At 36.9% G+C, this 16,906-nt stretch carries 16 protein-coding genes; 4 read left to right on the top strand and 12 right to left on the bottom strand.

What is annotated here, in order from left to right; genetic code table 11:
• The first annotated feature begins 233 nt into the window (after nucleotides 1-233).
• On the top strand, nucleotides 234-560 hold the full coding sequence (locus tag BZK16_RS08740; protein WP_077928510.1) for an H-NS histone family protein: 327 nt from the start codon (nucleotides 234-236) through the stop codon (nucleotides 558-560).
• Here the strand turns inward: BZK16_RS08740 and BZK16_RS08735 are convergent, their stop codons facing one another.
• The 3 genes from BZK16_RS08735 to ubiA are packed head-to-tail and all read right to left on the bottom strand — an operon-like array spanning nucleotide 561 to nucleotide 2,712.
• Nucleotides 561-1,271, bottom strand: a complete 711-nt coding sequence (locus BZK16_RS08735; RefSeq protein WP_077928509.1) for a 4'-phosphopantetheinyl transferase family protein — start codon at nucleotides 1,269-1,271, stop codon at nucleotides 561-563. It abuts the gene before it with no gap.
• Nucleotides 1,271-1,825, bottom strand: a complete 555-nt coding sequence (locus BZK16_RS08730) for a cob(I)yrinic acid a,c-diamide adenosyltransferase (protein WP_077928508.1) — start codon at nucleotides 1,823-1,825, stop codon at nucleotides 1,271-1,273. Before BZK16_RS08730 ends, BZK16_RS08735 begins: the two co-directional genes overlap by 1 nt.
• An 11-nt stretch (nucleotides 1,826-1,836) precedes the next feature.
• Nucleotides 1,837-2,712 carry a 4-hydroxybenzoate octaprenyltransferase gene (gene ubiA, locus BZK16_RS08725; protein WP_077928507.1) on the bottom strand — a complete coding sequence of 292 codons (876 nt, stop codon included), beginning with the start codon at nucleotides 2,710-2,712 and terminating at the stop codon, nucleotides 1,837-1,839.
• A gap of 169 nt (nucleotides 2,713-2,881) precedes the next feature.
• Between ubiA and BZK16_RS08720 the strand changes: the two genes are divergently transcribed.
• The 3 genes from BZK16_RS08720 (at nucleotide 2,882) to BZK16_RS08710 (ending at nucleotide 4,534) form a co-directional block, all read left to right on the top strand.
• Complete coding sequence (locus tag BZK16_RS08720) at nucleotides 2,882-3,214, top strand: zinc ribbon domain-containing protein YjdM (protein WP_077928506.1); 333 nt, start codon at nucleotides 2,882-2,884, stop codon at nucleotides 3,212-3,214.
• 91 nt (nucleotides 3,215-3,305) lie between these two features.
• Entirely contained in the window at nucleotides 3,306-4,232 is a 927-nt protein-coding gene (locus tag BZK16_RS08715; protein ID WP_077928505.1) for a peptidoglycan-binding domain-containing protein, read from the top strand.
• Nucleotides 4,233-4,324: 92 nt separating this feature from the next.
• Complete coding sequence (locus BZK16_RS08710) at nucleotides 4,325-4,534, top strand: bacterioferritin-associated ferredoxin (protein WP_077926102.1); 210 nt, start codon at nucleotides 4,325-4,327, stop codon at nucleotides 4,532-4,534.
• A 53-nt stretch (nucleotides 4,535-4,587) separates the two neighbouring features.
• On the opposite strand, the gene BZK16_RS08705 is transcribed toward BZK16_RS08710, so the two are convergent.
• From BZK16_RS08705 to BZK16_RS08665, 9 genes are all read right to left on the bottom strand, one after another.
• Nucleotides 4,588-5,907 carry an amidohydrolase gene (locus BZK16_RS08705; protein ID WP_198932446.1) on the bottom strand — a complete coding sequence of 440 codons (1,320 nt, stop codon included), beginning with the start codon at nucleotides 5,905-5,907 and terminating at the stop codon, nucleotides 4,588-4,590.
• Nucleotides 5,908-5,935: 28 nt separating this feature from the next.
• Nucleotides 5,936-6,424 carry a hypothetical protein gene (locus BZK16_RS08700; RefSeq protein ID WP_077928503.1) on the bottom strand — a complete coding sequence of 163 codons (489 nt, stop codon included), beginning with the start codon at nucleotides 6,422-6,424 and terminating at the stop codon, nucleotides 5,936-5,938.
• Between the two features lie 3 nt (nucleotides 6,425-6,427).
• Nucleotides 6,428-7,195, bottom strand: a complete 768-nt coding sequence (locus tag BZK16_RS08695) for a DUF3100 domain-containing protein (protein ID WP_077928502.1) — start codon at nucleotides 7,193-7,195, stop codon at nucleotides 6,428-6,430.
• 136 nt (nucleotides 7,196-7,331) lie between these two features.
• Nucleotides 7,332-8,261 carry an RluA family pseudouridine synthase gene (locus BZK16_RS08690; RefSeq protein ID WP_077928516.1) on the bottom strand — a complete coding sequence of 310 codons (930 nt, stop codon included), beginning with the start codon at nucleotides 8,259-8,261 and terminating at the stop codon, nucleotides 7,332-7,334.
• 59 nt (nucleotides 8,262-8,320) lie between these two features.
• A complete protein-coding gene (gene recA / locus BZK16_RS08685) occupies nucleotides 8,321-9,379 on the bottom strand; it encodes a recombinase RecA (RefSeq protein ID WP_077928501.1) in 1,059 nt (352 codons plus the stop codon).
• A 73-nt stretch (nucleotides 9,380-9,452) separates the two neighbouring features.
• Nucleotides 9,453-10,865 carry a bifunctional D-glycero-beta-D-manno-heptose-7-phosphate kinase/D-glycero-beta-D-manno-heptose 1-phosphate adenylyltransferase HldE gene (gene hldE / locus BZK16_RS08680; RefSeq protein WP_077928500.1) on the bottom strand — a complete coding sequence of 471 codons (1,413 nt, stop codon included), beginning with the start codon at nucleotides 10,863-10,865 and terminating at the stop codon, nucleotides 9,453-9,455.
• Between the two features lie 2 nt (nucleotides 10,866-10,867).
• A complete protein-coding gene (locus BZK16_RS08675) occupies nucleotides 10,868-11,653 on the bottom strand; it encodes a TatD family hydrolase (RefSeq protein WP_077928499.1) in 786 nt (261 codons plus the stop codon).
• A 4-nt stretch (nucleotides 11,654-11,657) separates the two neighbouring features.
• Nucleotides 11,658-11,999, bottom strand: coding sequence for a PilZ domain-containing protein (locus BZK16_RS08670; protein WP_077928498.1), 342 nt, complete (start codon nucleotides 11,997-11,999; stop codon nucleotides 11,658-11,660).
• Nucleotides 12,000-12,022: 23 nt separating this feature from the next.
• Nucleotides 12,023-15,328 (bottom strand): response regulator, encoded by a 3,306-nt coding sequence (locus BZK16_RS08665; RefSeq protein WP_456300694.1) that lies wholly within the window; start codon nucleotides 15,326-15,328, stop codon nucleotides 12,023-12,025.
• Nucleotides 15,329-16,906 lie beyond the last annotated feature (1,578 nt).

Genomic DNA, 16,906 nt, shown 5'->3' with positions numbered 1-16,906 from the left:
GCTTTTTGTTGTTTCAATTATTTAGTTAATATTTTAGTTGACATTATTTGATATTAATAGTAATTTACAGTTCTTATTGTTTTTTAATAAAATATGTATTGAATAGAAAATAAGTGGTTTTATTTGTATATAATGAAAAGCATATTTTATATGCAGTAATTATTATTTATGAATATAATATATTAAGTATTATATAATACTTTAGAGTCAACGAAAATGTGAATGGGTAGTTTATGAAAATTGATTATAAGAAATATTCTTTATCTCAACTAGAAGTTTTAATGATTGAAATTAGTCATGAAATCGAAGAGAGAAAGAAAGTAGAAGCAGAGAGCATCCGCCAAAAGATTGAAAACTTATTGCAAGCATCAGGCTTGAGTTTAGATGATATTTACACTGAGAAAGATATTGGTGTGAGGACTAACAAAGTTCCTATGAAATATCGTCATCCATCTGATGAAACCATCGAATGGAGTGGTCGTGGCAAGATGCCAATCTGGATGAAGGAATTAATTGAACAGGGTGCACAGAAAGAAGATTTTCTTATTCACCATGACTAATTAGTTTTTTATATCTTTGTAGGGGTAATGGCTACAACATTCAATTTCTAGCCATTCCCTGACGGATAACTCTAATTTTTGTCCATTGAACGTATATAAATTAGGTTTGCTATTTTTATTCGGCAAGTAGCACACAAAACTTTCATCGCGTGAAGTTTTATCAATATATAAAGAGCCTTGTTGTAGTGTTCCATGTGCTATATGCTGATTCATATTTAATTCTAATGATGAAAGACCAGATAGTCCTGTGCCAGTTGCTTTTAAATAGGCTTCTTTAGATGACCATAATGTGAAGAATGCTTCTAGATAATTGGGTTGTTGTTTTAGCCAATTTTGCTCTTCTGCATATAATACTCTTTCTTCTAATCCCTGAAAATTCTTTCTAGTCTTAATTGTTTCTATATCAATACCTACAGGTGCAGCATTAGCAACGATAATCGCCATAGTTGTGTCTGTATGTGTAATATTGAAAGCAATCTCAGGATGATGAATGAAATTTGGCTTGCCATGTTCTAAATAAGCAATATCTGGCAATTTTGGAATATCAAAATATTGTTGCAAAATATATTCCAATAATGATCTGCTCAATAAGAGATAATTATTTCTTTTATAAGAATATTCTGTCTGGATTAAATGTGGGGATGCACAACGAGCCCATTTTAAAGTTGTTGTATGAATGGGCATTTGTACGATGATGTGATTGAAGCCCATCAGTTGAGATCTTTATTCCATAAAATTTCTTGACCTTGTGTTGCACGTGCAATAGTACGAGAAATCACAAAGAAATAGTCTGATAAACGATTAATATATTGCAAAAGTACTGAATTTAATGCTTCTTCTTGGTGTAATGTAATTGCTTCGCGCTCTAATCTTCTTGTGATGGTACGACAAATGTGCGCGTGACAAGTTGGAATTGAACCACTTGGCAGGATGAATTCTTTAAGATATGGTAATGTTTCATTGTAATGAACAATGCGATCTTCTAAAAATTCTACCATCGCTTCTGTCATAAAAGGATGTTCTGGCATCACAAGTTCACCACCTAAATTAAATAGATGGTGTTGAATTTTAAAAAATTCTTCTTTAATAGAATCTAACTCAGTTGGCATATGAGCCATTAATAAGCCAAGATTGGAGTTTAACTCATCTGCTGTACCTACAGCTTGAATTCTAGGATGATTTTTAGGGACACGAGTTTGGCCGGCTAATCCTGTTTCGCCATGATCGCCTGTTTTTGTCACAATTTTAGATAAACGGTTGCCCATAAAATGGCTCCTTAAAAAGAATATTCAATTACAAGTCCAATGAAGATCGCAGCACCGACCCAATTATTATGTAGGAATGCTTTGAAACATTTTAAACGATCATGATCTTTAATGAGCTGAACATGATAGATAAATAATGCAATCACAATCAAGAGCGTTATGCCCCAAATAATGGAAGAATAATGAGCATAAATGCCTAGTGTGATTAAACAAGTCACCACGATTGTTTGTAAACCAATAATGATCCAATAATCTTTAGCACCCAACAAGCTTTCAAATAATAAAGCACTAGATTTAATATTAATGAATTTATCATCTTCGCGATCACTCATTGCATATTCTGTGTCATACACTAATGTCCAGCATATATTCGTCACAAAAATCAAATAGGCTTCTAAAGGCAATTCACCTGTAATTTCCATGAATGCCATAGGAATGCCAAATGAGAAAGCAATGCCCAAATGTGCTTGTGGCAAAGAGTGAAAGCGTTTAGCAAATGGATATGAAAGTGCAATGACTAACGCAGGAATGGATAATAAAACTGTTTTCCAACTAAGAAACAGTGCCAGAATAAATGCTATGCCAATAAACAACAAGAGTACGCCATAAGCTTCTCTTAATGTAATACTTTTCGCTGCTAATGGTCGATCTTTGGTACGTTCAACATGTGGGTCAAAGTCTTTATCTGCAATATCATTCATTACACAGCCTGCAGAACGCATAATGAATACACCTAATGTGAATATGATGATCAAACTAATCTTTGGCATACCAGAGCTTGCGATCCATAGTGCCCACAGCGTTGGCCACAATAATAAAAGTGTGCCAATCGGTTTATCAAAACGGATTAATTTTAAGTAATCTGGGATGTGTTTGATGGTTAGCATGACTATATCGATAAATGGAAATTGCTCTATTATAAATGAATTCAACAAATAATGACTGATTGGAAAATAGTTAATATATATCATATATTTCCATTGAGTTGTAAAGATTTACCAAACCGCTTAGAATGGCAGTCCTATTTTTTGGTAGATTTTTTAGGAGAATATTATAATGACAATGCCAAATTGCCCGAAATGTAACTCAGAATACACTTACGTTGATGGTGAAATGTTTGTTTGTCCAGAATGTGCCAATGAATGGTCAGCAAATGATGTTGATTCCGCAGAAGATGTATTAACGGCTAAAGATGCACATGGTAATACGTTGGTGGATGGTGATTCAGTGACTGTGATTAAGGATTTAAAAGTGCGTGGTTCATCTATGGTGGTGAAGCAAGGCACAATGATCAAAGGTATTCGTATCGTTGAAGGCGATCACAATTTAGATTGTAAAGTGAATGGCACAAGCTTACAGTTGAAATCAGAGTTTATGAAGAAAGCGTAATTGATTTTATGTTTTAATATCTCGCCCTTTGGGCAAGGTATAATTTAAACTAGATACTAGTACAATTACATATCAGCATAGGAGAGATGTTATGAAAGGTTTATTTTTTGGTGAGGTCGATACAGCACATCTCTCTATGCCATATTCAGATAAAGAATTTACAATTTCTTCAGCACACTTAGTGCGCCTTGTGGAGCAATGTCATTATCGTTTAACAGGTGATATTGTACTATTTGGTATTCGTGCAGGTAAATCTCTATCTGAGAAAGGTAAATGGCTAACAGAGATTAGGATTGCTGAAAATGAATTGGATTATTTACATCTCAATTGTTTATTAGGCATTTGGGATCGTAAAAATCATAAAATTGCAGTTTTCCAAGGTTCAACTGTGCCACTTGCTGCCAACTTGATCAAGCAGCGTGAAAACCCTGATAAGCGAATCAGTAACCAATTGGCACAAGGTTTATATCAATATTATGTGGGGGCGCATGAGCCGGATAATCGTCCAAAAGAAGAAGGTGCTTTTCGTTTAACTCGACATATTTCAACACCAGTTTGGCGTGATTATGGTAATGATCATCTAGCTTTGGATGCTTGTGCTCCGAATGATCATATTCATGCCGCAGGTACTATTGATACCGATTATAAATCTGCAGGTTGCCAAGTAATCTCAGGATTTCATGATGAATTGATGCCAAGCGGGGAATATCAACAGTTCCGCGTATTGGCGGGCCAACCAGCGTTGCCTTCAGAATTAGATCTACATTTACCCTATCAATATCTATTAACACACACGCGCTATTTATACGCAATACAGCAAGGTTTTTCAGCTGAGCGTTTAATGCAAGGTTCGGAAGGGTATTTAGTAAGAGAGTTACAAGAGAAACTAATCTCAGAAAATTTCTTATTTGAGCCAAAAATTGATAAAGGCTTGATGGATGGAGAAACTGTGAAAGCAGTTTACGAATGGCAGAAGGCTAGCAATTACAATGCTGATGGCATTTATCGTATTGAATAATTTAAATTATAAAATATTCTCATAAATAAACTACTTGCAAATAGTAATAATTATCACTATGATCTTGTTGAGTTCGAAGTAAGAGGTTGTGTATGTATATTTGTATTTGTAATGGCATTACTGATAAAGAGATCAAGGAAGCAGTTGCGAATGGAGCAACACAGCTGTCTGATCTTCAAATGAATTTAGGTGTTGCGACTTGCTGTGGCAAGTGTGCTGACGCAGCTTGTTCTTTTTTACCAAATCCTGAACCTATTCCTTTGGTTGCCAATAACCAAGTTCAGATTTTAAAGAGCAAATAAAAAAGGAATTTCATAAAAATGCCGCTTTGATTAGCGGCATTTTTATTCGGATATTATGTATTGAAACTATCTAAGAAAGATAAATATTCTTCTTTGCTCATAATTGGCTGATAGTTATCTAATAACTCTGTGGCTGCTGATGCATCATCATAAAGTAGATCAATGATTGTCATTGCCATCATTTGTGCAGGATGAATGTATGCCATATCATCAGCGAAGACAAAATAATCATTACCATGCAATGAGCCTCTGATTGAACCAATCCAAGGATGGCTCACAGGCATAATGTGAGAAAGATCACCTGTATCTGTACTGCCTGTCATGTGAGGTGCTTCCCAAACATTTTCTGAGCCAATCAATGTGCCAGCATTGCTTTCTAATAAATCATTGAGTGTTTGATTATTATAAAGTGGTAAGTAACCTGGTAAATCCTGAACTTCCACTTTAGCACCAACTGCCATTGCACCAGCTCTTAAAGCTTGAGTAATGCGCTCATTGGCATCAACCATTGCGGGAACATTGGATGCGCGAACATAGCTTTCCATTTTTACATCACTTGGGACAACATTTACTAAATCACCACCTTGAGTAATGATAGGATGGAAACGAACGTAATCTTTTTCTCTGAAAGTATCGCGAATCGCATTGACTCCCATTAATCCCATCATAGCAGCATTCAATGCATTTACACCTAAATGTGGCGCAGCTGCAGCATGTGCAGGTTTGCCTTTATAATTGATCAGTTTACCGATGAATCCATTGGTTGTTGTGGAGATTTCGATGAAGCCATTAGGTCGATCTTGTTTAACGCCTGTTAAATGGATTTGTAGTGCCATATCGATATCATCAAATTCGCCACGAGAGATCAACTCAGGCTTACCACCAATGTATTTGATTTTGCCATCTTTGATGAGTTTATTACGATATGTAATCTCCACATATTCTTCAGCAGGCACGGCAAATGGTACAACATCACCTGCTAAGTATTCCATAGCACCTGAATCAACTAAGCCCATTGTAACGGCCATCATGTTAGCGATCTGAGCATTATGCCCACAGCAATGTGCTGCACCAGAAATAGGATCAGCATCGGGATGATCTGCACAAATGATGGCATCTAATTCACCAATCACGCAAATACTATGTTTACTGCCTTTTCCACCTTTTAAACGTGCTTTCACACCTGTTAATGCTAATTGGTTTTTATAAGGCACGTTTAAGGCTGTAAAAGCTGCTTCAACTTTAGCGGCAGTTTTTACTTCTTTATAGCCTAATTCAGGCTCGCGCCAAATATCAACAGCTAATGCTTTGATATCTTCTTTACGGTTAGCAATTGCTTCACAAACACGTTTTTTGAGCTCTTCTTTTGTCATCATAATTCATTCCTATATGAACGTTTGATTATGGAATAACGCCTTCCCATCTTAAAGTGACTTGTGCGATGAGTGCAGCGAAAACGAATGTTCCTGTGAAAACAGCGAGAGAAACAGGAATAATTCTCCAAGAAATTGTTTTAAATTGAGCAAGATCTTTGCCTAATGCCAAACCTGCAAATGCTAAAACTGGCGTGCAAATCACTAATAGAGAGACTTTATTGGTAACTTGTACTAATACTTCACTGTAAGGAAAATACGGTGATGATAGGTAAGCTGCAACAATTGAAGCCCATAGAATGACAGGTAATTTGTTAAACTTTGGTAATAGGCCAATTAAGTAACCTACTAAAGAAATACCAGCTAAAATAGACATAGCAGCTAAGCTATCTGTTAGTAATGTCATGAAAGAGGCAGAGCCTGCACCATAAATGGATAAGCTTACTGCATTACCAAGAGCTGTGAAAATACTTAATAGAATTAAGACAGAGATAGTTTCAAAAATTTTGTGTGTCATAAATTATCCCTTGACGCCTTTAATTTTATTGTATAAGAAAGATGCGAATGGTAATGAGAAGAATATATAAATATAAATACCAACAACGCTGGACATTAAGTTAGCAGATGCAGCATAAGCTTGAATATTATCAGCTTGTTCGGGATAGAGCTCTACAATAGGGGCAACCGATGCTGCCATCATGCTGCCACTACCAACACCAGCGCCCATTGCAAGTGCAAGTGGATGAAGAATATCCATACGAGCAACAAGGCCAGATAAAATAGACATCCAGATTGCACCAAAAAGTGTGCCACAGATGTAAATTGCCATAACACCACGGCCTTCTGGTGAATCTAAACCATATTTAGATTCAATGATGGCTATATTCGGCTCGCGACCGACAGAATATGTAGCACCAACAGCTTCACGTCCCATACCTAAAGCAATGGCTAATGGCAAGCCTAATAAAATTGTACCTGCAAAGTGACCAATTTCTTGGAAGATTAGAGCACCTTTTGCAGCCATAATTTTAGGTATATTGGGTCCTACAGACATGCCTAACTTTACTACCAAAATCACTAATGCAACACCCATCACTGTCGATGCATGCTTCATATTTTTTTCATTGAGAATTTTAAATTTAGGCACACTAATAATGCCGCCCACAATCATTGCATATAGCATAGGGAAAACAAGAACTATCCCTATTTCTCTTTTACCAATAGCTTCGCAGAGTGCAATAATTGCAATCCCTAGCGATTGTAGTTTCCAATCTTTTAATATATCCATACTTATTTCTTTAACTTAAATAAAGTTAATTAAAATAGCGGATTTATTGTGAAGATGAAAGATGCTTTTGTCAGAATTTAGTTATCACAATGATTTATGATAAAAAAGCCCCAGATATTTGGTCTGGGGTATTTTATTAACGTAAGTTATTTAAGAATTTATTGAGATCATCAGGCAATGGTGCGCTGAATGCATAATCATACGGTGGCATATCTATCATTAAGCTACTCGCATGTAAGAAAATTCTGCCTAAACCTTTTGATTTAAATGCTTTGTTTACTTCAGGATCACCATAACGTTCATCACCCAATAATGGGAACCCCATACTCGCAGCATGTACACGAATTTGATGAGTACGGCCAGTGAATAATTTTGCTTCTAATAGTGACGCTTTAGGGTAATGTTCGATGATATCAAAGCGGGTATGTGCTTCTTTACCATTCGGAGAAACCACAACATGACGTTCACCATGTTCACGGTTTTCTATGTCTAATTTAGCATGTTGATCAAAGCGACCTTTATCCCAATAGCCTTTTACTAAACATAAATAACGTTTGTTCATGGATGCTTTTTGTAAATCACGCAAAATTTTGCCTGATTTTGCTAGAACTAAGCAGCCACTTGTATCTTTATCTAAGCGATGTACTAATTCTAAGAATTCTAATTCTGGGCGAGCTGCACGCAATATTTCAATTACACCATAAGGTAAACCACTGCCTTTATGCACAGCGATGCCCGCTGGCTTATTGATTACTAATAAGCGTTCATCTTCATGTACGATATTTTTGATTAAACGTTCTTTCCAGAAAATAGGAATTTCATTTTCAGCGCCAGGTGTTAATGAAACTGGTGGAATTCGAACAATATCACCTTCATCTATACGAGTTTCAGGCTTTACTCGGCCTTTATTAACACGAACTTCACCCTTACGAATCATTTGATAGATACGGCTTTTCGGTAATGTGCGGAATTGTGCCATGAGAAAGTTATCAACACGTTGTCCTGATTGATGCTCATTAACAGTGACGAAACGGACTTCTGTACGGGTTTCTGTAGGATTTGACATAAAATTTGAATATAGAAATAAAAAAGCCACCATGGCGGTGGCTCAATTATAGATGAGATTTAGTTTTCAGTCTCATCTAGTTGAAAATCTTCATCATCAGGCGCGCCTAATAAGATGTTTTCAACAGGTTGAGAAAGGAAGTATTCACGAACTTGTTGTTCGATCTCTTCAGCCAATTCAGGATTATCCTTCAAGAATTGCTTAACATTTTCTTTACCTTGGCCAATACGTTTATCACCATGGCTGTACCAAGAACCAGATTTCTCAATGATGTTTGCTTTAACTGCAAGATCAATGATTTCACCTGTACGAGAAATACCTTCACCATACATGATGTCAAATTCAGTTTGTTTGAATGGAGGAGAAACTTTGTTTTTTACAACTTTAACGCGTGTTTCTGCACCGATAACTTCATCACCTTTTTTGATAGCGCCAATGCGGCGAATATCCAAGCGAACAGATGCATAGAATTTTAATGCATTACCACCCGTTGTTGTTTCAGGGTTGCCAAACATTACACCAATCTTCATACGAATTTGGTTAATGAAAATAACCAAAGTATTAGATTTTTTAATGTTCGCAGTTAATTTACGTAATGCTTGGCTCATTAAACGAGCTTGTAAGCCCATATGTGAATCACCCATATCGCCTTCAATTTCAGCTTTAGGTGTTAATGCAGCAACTGAGTCGATAACAACAATATCAACAGCACCAGAGCGAACTAAAGTATCTGCAATTTCTAATGCTTGTTCGCCATTATCTGGCTGTGAGATATAAAGATTAGGGACATCTACACCTAATTTTGCTGCATAAACTGGATCCAAAGCATGTTCAGCATCGATAAAAGCGGCTGTACCGCCAGCTTTTTGTGCTTCAGCAATAGCATGTAAAGTTAAAGTTGTTTTACCTGATGATTCAGGACCATAAATTTCAATGATACGACCACGAGGTAAGCCACCAATGCCTAAAGCAATATCTAAGCCTAAAGAGCCAGTTGATACAGGGATAATATCTGTGTCTTCATTTTTATCACCAAAGCGCATAACAGAACCTTTACCGAACTGTTTATCAATTTGGCCAAGCGCAGCTTGGAGTGCTTTGCGTTTATTCTCATCCATTGAAATTCACCTTAGTCTAAATAAATATTTAACAGAACTATAACATAATTATAACAATAAGTAATATTTTTTATTACTTATTGTTATGTGAAATTTTTTCAATCGCTTTAGTTGTGGAATAACCATCAACAAAACTTAGTAATTTGACAGCACCGCCATTATCTAATACAGCTTGTGCACCTGCAATTTGTTCAAGAGTATAATCACTGCCTTTGACTAAAATATCGGGCAATAGCTCTGTAATGACAGATTCTGGCGTATCATCATCAAACATAATAACCCAATCAACCGCGCTTAAAGATGCTAAAACTGTTGCACGGCTAGATTCATCCATAATTGGGCGATTTTCACCTTTTAAACGCTTCACTGACGCATCTGAATTAAGCGCGACAATTAAGCGATCTCCTAGTTTTCTTGCTTCATTAAGATAAGTGACATGGCCTTTATGCAATAAATCAAAACAGCCATTTGTCATCACAACAGTTTCATTATTGGCACGAGCATTTTTGAGTTCATCTTTAAGCTCATCTAAAGTTAAAACTAAGTGGTGCGCGCGTTCTTGTATGCTAATGGCACGATTTAATTCTTGGATAGAAACTTGCGATGCACCAAGTTTACCAACAACAATGGATGCTGCAATATTAGCAATTGTTGTAGCTTCGGTCAGTGGTTTACCTTCTGCCATCATTGCAACCAAAGTTGCAATAACCGTATCACCAGCACCGGTCACATCATATACATCTTGGGCTTTTGCAGGAATCGTAAATGGAGGCTCATTTTTTTGAATGAGTGTCATTCCTTCTTCACTGCGAGTGATTAGTAATGCATCTAAATTCAGATCATGGCGCAATTGTTCTGCTTTGATTAGTAAATCATCTTCTGATGAAGTTACACCAACGATTGCTTCAAATTCAGAGCGATTAGGTGTCAATAACGTTGCACCACGATATTTTGTAAAGTCATTGCCCTTAGGATCAACCACAACAGGGATATTATGTGCTCGAGCATGTGTGATGAATTGTTGGGGATTAGCTAAAAAACCTTTTTGATAGTCAGATAAAATTACAATGCTAGATTTTTCAATCAATTCTAGTAATTGCTGAATATATTGAGCATCTAAATCTATGGATGTATGCGATTGTTCAAAGTCGCAACGCAACATATGTTGTTGGCGACTGATGATTCTGAGCTTTGTGATCGTTTGGAAGCTATCTTGAATTAATACGTTGCTCTGAATATTATTCTGTTGGCAAAGTTCTGTGAAACGTTTACCTTCCAAATCATTGCCGATCAAACCTGCTAAAACGACTTCTTTCTCAAGTGAGCGAAGGTTTAATGCAACGTTAGCTGCACCTCCTAAGCGATCTTCGTTATTTTGTACATTGATGACAGGAATGGGAGCTTCAGGAGATATTCTCTTTGCAGAGCCAAACCAATAGCGATCCAACATAAGATCGCCTAATACTGTAATCAGAGCCTTGGACATGATTATGAATCCAGATTAACTTTAAAAAGGGTTTTAAAATTTTGGGTAGTGATCTCAGCCATTTTATCAAAGCTGATTTCTTTCAAGTCTGCCAATTTCTCCGCAACATGTTGAACACGTGCAGGATAATTTAATTTACCACGATAAGGTACAGGCGTTAAATAAGGCGAATCAGTTTCCACTAATAAACGATCTAACGGCACTTGTTTGGCAACATCACGTAAGCTTTGTGCATTATTGAATGTCACAATGCCAGAAAACGAGATGTAAAAGCCTAAATCTAAAGCAGCTTTTGCCATTTCCCAATTTTCAGTGAAGCAATGCATCATGCCGCCACATTTTTCAGCTTCATGTTCTTTGAGAATCGCAATAGTATCTTCACGAGCATCTCGCGTGTGAATGATTAAAGGCTTTTGATAGAGTTTTGCCACTTCAATTTGGCGAGCAAAAATTTCCTTTTGAAGATTATGATCTTCGCCATAATGATAGTCTAAACCTGTTTCACCAATTGCAATGACACGAGGATCTTGCATATAGGGATCAAAATGACGAATCGTGAAATCAATATCTTTAGCTTTAATGTCGCCAGGATGAATCCCAAAAGATAAGAAAACGTTAGAATAGGGCGCTGTTATATCTGCCATATTTTGCCAATCATCAGGATGCACAGAAACACAAAGCATATGTGAAATATGTGCTTTGTGGTTTTCTTGCATAAGATTGTCAAAATTATGGTCAAACGAGGTAAGATCGATGCGATCTAAATGGCAATGTGAATCTATTAACATATCACTACATGGTTAGGGCAAAAGTTGATTTTTTCTGTGCAGAGCCAACGCAACGCTTTAAACGTTCGTTTAATGGTCCTGCATTCATACCCGTTAATTGTACACCAATTCCTGGTTTTCCTTTCAGTGAGTTTTCAGGATTAATCCATACAACTTTAGTTGCCGCAGGATGACGTTTACCTGGTTCATCTGGCAAAATTAAAGCAATGAATATTTCATCGCCTAAACTAAAATCTACTTTAGCCATTGGGATGAAAAAGCCACCACCAACAATAAAATCCATATAGACATTAGCAACTTGATCAAAGTCTTTAAACTCCAGTTGCATTTGTTTACCGACACTCATACAAGCTCCTTATCTTGTTGCAATTAATCTTCTTTGTGCAAAAGCTTTTTAATTGTCTGTAAAATTTGTTCTTCCTGATATGGCTTACCACAATACTCATTGGCGCCAATTTCAAAGGCACGATTACGATGTTTCTCACCTGATCGCGATGTTACCATCATCACAGGTGTTTGCATAAATCTTTCTGTGCTACGAAGATACGTTAGAACTTCAAAGCCATCCATGCGTGGCATTTCAATGTCTAGCATGATCAAATCAGGTTGTAATGATTCTAAAGTTTCAATCGCATCTAAACCATCTTTTGCTGTTGTAACTTTATAACCTGCACGTTCTAACATGCGTTGGCTGACACGGCGCATAGTAATAGAGTCATCTACAACTAATATTGTTGGGCTATCAGCCGCTGTATCTGTTGTTGGTTTAACTTTCTTCACAACCTCTACTTCAGGTTTCTGAGAAGCAGTCATCATGCTTTGTGAGAATGCTGCGATATCAACAGTGAAAATTGTTTCACCATCTGGGGTGACTGCACTACCTGTTAAGCCTGGAATATGTGCAATTTGAGGATTCAGTGGATACATCAGTACTTCAAGCTGTGACATGATAGATTCAGCGCCCACAGCAATTGATTTACCATTCACTTCGAATAATAGATAAATGTAGCTCTGTTCTTGTAAATCAACATCCACACCAGAGTAAATTTTAGCTAAGTCATAAGCTTCATAAATGTGATTATGGTATGAGAATTGCGTGCGTTTGCCATCAAAGATGACATCTTTTTCTTGTGTTACGCCAATGATATTATCAATTGGGATTGCATAGTTTTGGCCACCAGCATTCACAATTAGAGATTGAACAATCATCAAGGTTGCAGGGATCGAGATTTTAAATGTTACACCTGCATTTGGCACAAAGGATAAACCTGCTGTACCTTTCAAGATTGCCATTGCTTTGGCTAATACATCGAGGCCAACTCCACGGCCAGCATCTTGTGATAATTGAGCTGCGGTGGAGAATCCTGGTAACATGATTAAGTTAACCAATTCATTATCATCAATGACTGTATCTTGATCAACCAAGCCTTTTTCAACTGCTTTAGTGCGAATCTGTTCAATGTTAAAGCCTTTACCATCATCGGCTAATTCAATCACCAAATCAGAACCACGTTTAGATACTTTCAAGGTAATCGTGCCATTCTCTGGTTTACCAGCTTTGATTCGATCTTCAGGCGCTTCAATACCATGGACAATAGAGTTACGAATCATGTGATCAAATGCTGCGGTCATTTGTTCTAAAACAACTCTTTCCACTTGTGTATCAACACCAATGGCAACTAATTCTACCTGTTTATTATTGGCTTTACTGACTTGGCGAACAATGCGGCGAAGTCTTGGTAAAATATGATTGAAACTGACTGTACCAATGTCTGTCAGTGTGTCAGAAATTAAGTTCTGATTGCCTGAGAATTTAGATAAAGAGGCATTCATATTTTCCATATAATCACTGATGTGCTTATGGAAAGTATTGAGATCTTCAATGGACTCAGAAACGGAACGTGCCAAATGTTGTAATTCAGAGAATTGATCGAGCTCTAAAGGATCAAATTCTTCCTTGTTTTGCGATGCTTTAGCATGACGCGAAACCATTTGTGCTTCTGTTTCAATTTCAATATTACGAGCAGTCATATTGATGTGCTGAGTTGTGCGTGCAATTTCAGCCAATATACTCGCGATGCTAGACATTGAATTATTATACTGAGTTGTGAGGATATTGTTTTCTGATACTTTTTCACTAATTCTATTGAGCTGAACAGGAGAGATTTTCAATGAGCTCAGTTCTGACTGAGCAGCTGTTGCTGTTTTATCTGTCACTTCTGTGGTTGTAGATTGACCAGAAACAGTACCTTCTTTTGTTAATTCAGGTGGATTCTCATTGCCCAATAATAGATGCAATGCAGATAATAAGTTAAAGCCTTCATGATCTAACTGCTTATTTGAGCTTTCTAACAATACTTGTAAATGGTCGAGTGCACGCTGTAATACTTCAAAACGCTTAGGATCTGAGTCAAATAACGTAATATAGTTAGGATCCAATAGTGATTCCAAAGCATGGCTCAACTGTCCCAAGCCTTCTTTGCCCACCATTCGCGCGCCACCTTTTAATGTGTGCATTTGGCGGCGTAATTCTGAAATTTTATCAGATTTTGGGTTGTAGTTTTCTTCTTGCCATTGTTGAATGAGTTCATCAGCTTGTTCTAAAACTTCGTGAGCTTCTTCAACGAATGCCTGCATTAATTCAGGATCAATCTCTTCTTGTGCTTCAGCAGTTGCTGTGGTTTTAACTTCTTTATGCTCAACTTCTAAAATAGGCTTTTGAAGTTCTTCAATGTATTCGTAAGCCACAGATTCATTGATCTGATTAGTTTTGATGATTGCTAAAACAGCTGTTAACACTTTACCCCATAAGATTAAACGGACATCTTGTGGTGTTAAGCCATGCGCACGGAATAATAATAGATGCTTATGATAAGCACTGATTAAAAGGTGGTGCAATGGATGTTCAGCAGAGAAGTTAGGGTGCAATAAGCACAGCCCAATATCTTGACTATAACGTTTCAGAGCAGAATAAGTTCTACTTTCACATTTTGTAAAACCAGTAATTAATCTTTGGCTTAATTCTTCATCTGTAAGATCTAGTGTTTCNTTCAGAGCAGAATAAGTTCTACTTTCACATTTTGTAAAACCAGTAATTAATCTTTGGCTTAATTCTTCATCTGTAAGATCTAGTGTTTCATCAGAGAGTTTTTGATCAAGTGTACTTAATTCACTTTGCTCGATAACATTCTGGATGTTCTCAAACATTGCCTGACGACGTTCAGATAGAATATCTTCAACACTAGGTTGTGCAGGTGCTACAGGCACAGGTTCTGCAATGACAGCTTGAGGCATTGTTGCGGTAGTTAATAAAGCAGAAACATCGCCTTTATGCTCTTTGAGCATATTGCCTTGATACAATAAACGGCTACGCTCTTCTTCAGAAACTGGGATTTGATTGAGATATTTTTTTAAACTAAGATAAACATCAGCAATGTGCGATGTGATCGCAGGAGAAAGCTTGTATCGTCCAGCTAAGATAGCATCTAAAATCGTTTCAATTGTACCTGCAATTTCACCTAATGCATTTAAGCCAATCATTAAGGCGTTGCCTTTTAATGTATGGAATACACGGCGAGCACGTTCTAAATCAGAATGTGATGCAGAATCACTCAATAAATTGGATGAAATTTGATTGAGCTCTGGCAATAATTCACGCTTAGCTTCATCAAACATACTGTTTCTTAATTCAGCAACCAAGTCTTCATCCAAAGAGGCAATTTCAGATTCAACAGGTGCTGCAGAACCTTGCAATTGATAACGTGATGAATAACCATCCGTCATTTCTTCAAATGATTGATAGCTTACTGTATTTTCTATAGCAATTTCTTGAACAGGCTCTGATGTGCTTTGTGTTGCCTCTACAGTCGCATCTTCCGGCTCAATAATACCCTTGTGATCAATTAGGTATTGTGCTTGATATGTTAAGCGTTGCAACTCATTGTCTTGAAGATCAGGATTGCTTAAACCGGCTTTAGCTGCATCGTAACCATCTAATGCATGATATAAAATAGCATCACTGAAAGGATAATGATTGTCTCTCACGCCATTGATAACGCGTTCAACTTGCCAGCCAATTTCACCAATAACTGGCATAGATGCAGTGTATCCACTACCTTTTAATGTGTGATAAGCACGACGCAAATCTAATATATCAGATTCTTGATAAGGTTTATTTTTCAGAATTGCAGATGCAGATTCGATCAATGGGAAAATTTCATCTTCTGCTTCTTCTCGGAAGCTTTCTTTGAGCTCTTGAATCAGATCGTCATCATATTGTGGTGATTCTTTCATGGTAGGCTCTAAACTGCCTTCCAAATAATATGGATGTTTCTTGTTGCTCGCAATGGCTGTTGGTGCGACTGAAATCTCTGGAGCAACAACAGTAATTTCTTTTGTTTCTGCAATTGCATTGGGTTCAATCACAACTTCAGAGCGAACTTGAATGATATCTAATGCTGTGAGCTCTGTATGAATCTGATTGAGGATAACAATGGCATTATCCATTGTTTGTTGTTCAGTAAATGTTGCTAGTTGTGCTTTGAGTGTTTCGCTTGGCACAAATAAAAGCTGTGATTTCGCTGCATTGGCAATATCATTGACATCTTTTAAATATTTAGCATCATTTTTCGGTGAATTTTTTAGGCGTTCAACAGCATCATGGAAATTTTTCTGCGTTAATAGCATGTAGCGTGTTTTAAGCGCAGATTCAAAGCTATCAGAAATTGCAAAATTATTTGTTTGGCTAGAAATCACAAAGAAGTCAGTGATTTTAATTAAAGCAATAATTTTGTCATTATCAGATATTGCTTGAGTAAAATTAGGCGCATCTTGATAGAGCGATTGTAATGCTGCTGCAAACGGCTGAATGATTTTCCCAGCATCGGCTGGCAATGTACTGTTCGCATTAATATCTAAAACTAATTTCTGTAGAACATCCGTTGGTAGAACAGTGTAATCAATGTTGCTCAGCTGAATGTGCTCTTCAGCAATCGATTCAGCAGTTTCAGTTATTTCCGCAACTTCTTCAATGATTGGTGTATGTGCTACAATTAATTGTTGTAGATCCGAATCAGAGATAGCTTGTAGTTTTAATTCTTTAAATGCTTCTGTGATTAAATCTAATTGGATAGATTGACCATCTTCCACATCTTTCAAATGGCGAATCAATGCATAGATGCTTTTTTGTTCATTGTGATTGAAATATCTTTGCTCTTTTTGTAGATAAAAAGATGCAAAATGTTTCCAGATCTC

This window comes from Wohlfahrtiimonas populi (assembly GCF_002006795.1).
Lineage (GTDB): Bacteria > Pseudomonadota > Gammaproteobacteria > Cardiobacteriales > Wohlfahrtiimonadaceae > Wohlfahrtiimonas > Wohlfahrtiimonas populi.
The sequence above is the reverse complement of the archived record's forward strand: the minus strand, read 5'-3'. Positions and strand labels throughout refer to the sequence as shown.

Excerpts from the sequence above, each read along its gene's own strand:
- BZK16_RS08740 (WP_077928510.1), top strand. The coding sequence starts at position 234 with ATGAAAATTGATTATAAGAAATATTCTTTATCTCAACTAGAAGTTTTA.
- BZK16_RS08735 (WP_077928509.1), bottom strand. The coding sequence starts at position 1,271 with ATGGGCTTCAATCACATCATCGTACAAATGCCCATTCATACAACAACT.
- BZK16_RS08730 (WP_077928508.1), bottom strand. The coding sequence starts at position 1,825 with ATGGGCAACCGTTTATCTAAAATTGTGACAAAAACAGGCGATCATGGC.
- ubiA (WP_077928507.1), bottom strand. The coding sequence starts at position 2,712 with ATGCTAACCATCAAACACATCCCAGATTACTTAAAATTAATCCGTTTT.
- BZK16_RS08720 (WP_077928506.1), top strand. The coding sequence starts at position 2,882 with ATGACAATGCCAAATTGCCCGAAATGTAACTCAGAATACACTTACGTT.
- BZK16_RS08715 (WP_077928505.1), top strand. The coding sequence starts at position 3,306 with ATGAAAGGTTTATTTTTTGGTGAGGTCGATACAGCACATCTCTCTATG.
- BZK16_RS08710 (WP_077926102.1), top strand. The coding sequence starts at position 4,325 with ATGTATATTTGTATTTGTAATGGCATTACTGATAAAGAGATCAAGGAA.
- BZK16_RS08705 (WP_198932446.1), bottom strand. The coding sequence starts at position 5,907 with ATGACAAAAGAAGAGCTCAAAAAACGTGTTTGTGAAGCAATTGCTAAC.
- BZK16_RS08700 (WP_077928503.1), bottom strand. The coding sequence starts at position 6,424 with ATGACACACAAAATTTTTGAAACTATCTCTGTCTTAATTCTATTAAGT.
- BZK16_RS08695 (WP_077928502.1), bottom strand. The coding sequence starts at position 7,195 with ATGGATATATTAAAAGATTGGAAACTACAATCGCTAGGGATTGCAATT.
- BZK16_RS08690 (WP_077928516.1), bottom strand. The coding sequence starts at position 8,261 with ATGTCAAATCCTACAGAAACCCGTACAGAAGTCCGTTTCGTCACTGTT.
- recA (WP_077928501.1), bottom strand. The coding sequence starts at position 9,379 with ATGGATGAGAATAAACGCAAAGCACTCCAAGCTGCGCTTGGCCAAATT.
- hldE (WP_077928500.1), bottom strand. The coding sequence starts at position 10,865 with ATGTCCAAGGCTCTGATTACAGTATTAGGCGATCTTATGTTGGATCGC.
- BZK16_RS08675 (WP_077928499.1), bottom strand. The coding sequence starts at position 11,653 with ATGTTAATAGATTCACATTGCCATTTAGATCGCATCGATCTTACCTCG.
- BZK16_RS08670 (WP_077928498.1), bottom strand. The coding sequence starts at position 11,999 with ATGAGTGTCGGTAAACAAATGCAACTGGAGTTTAAAGACTTTGATCAA.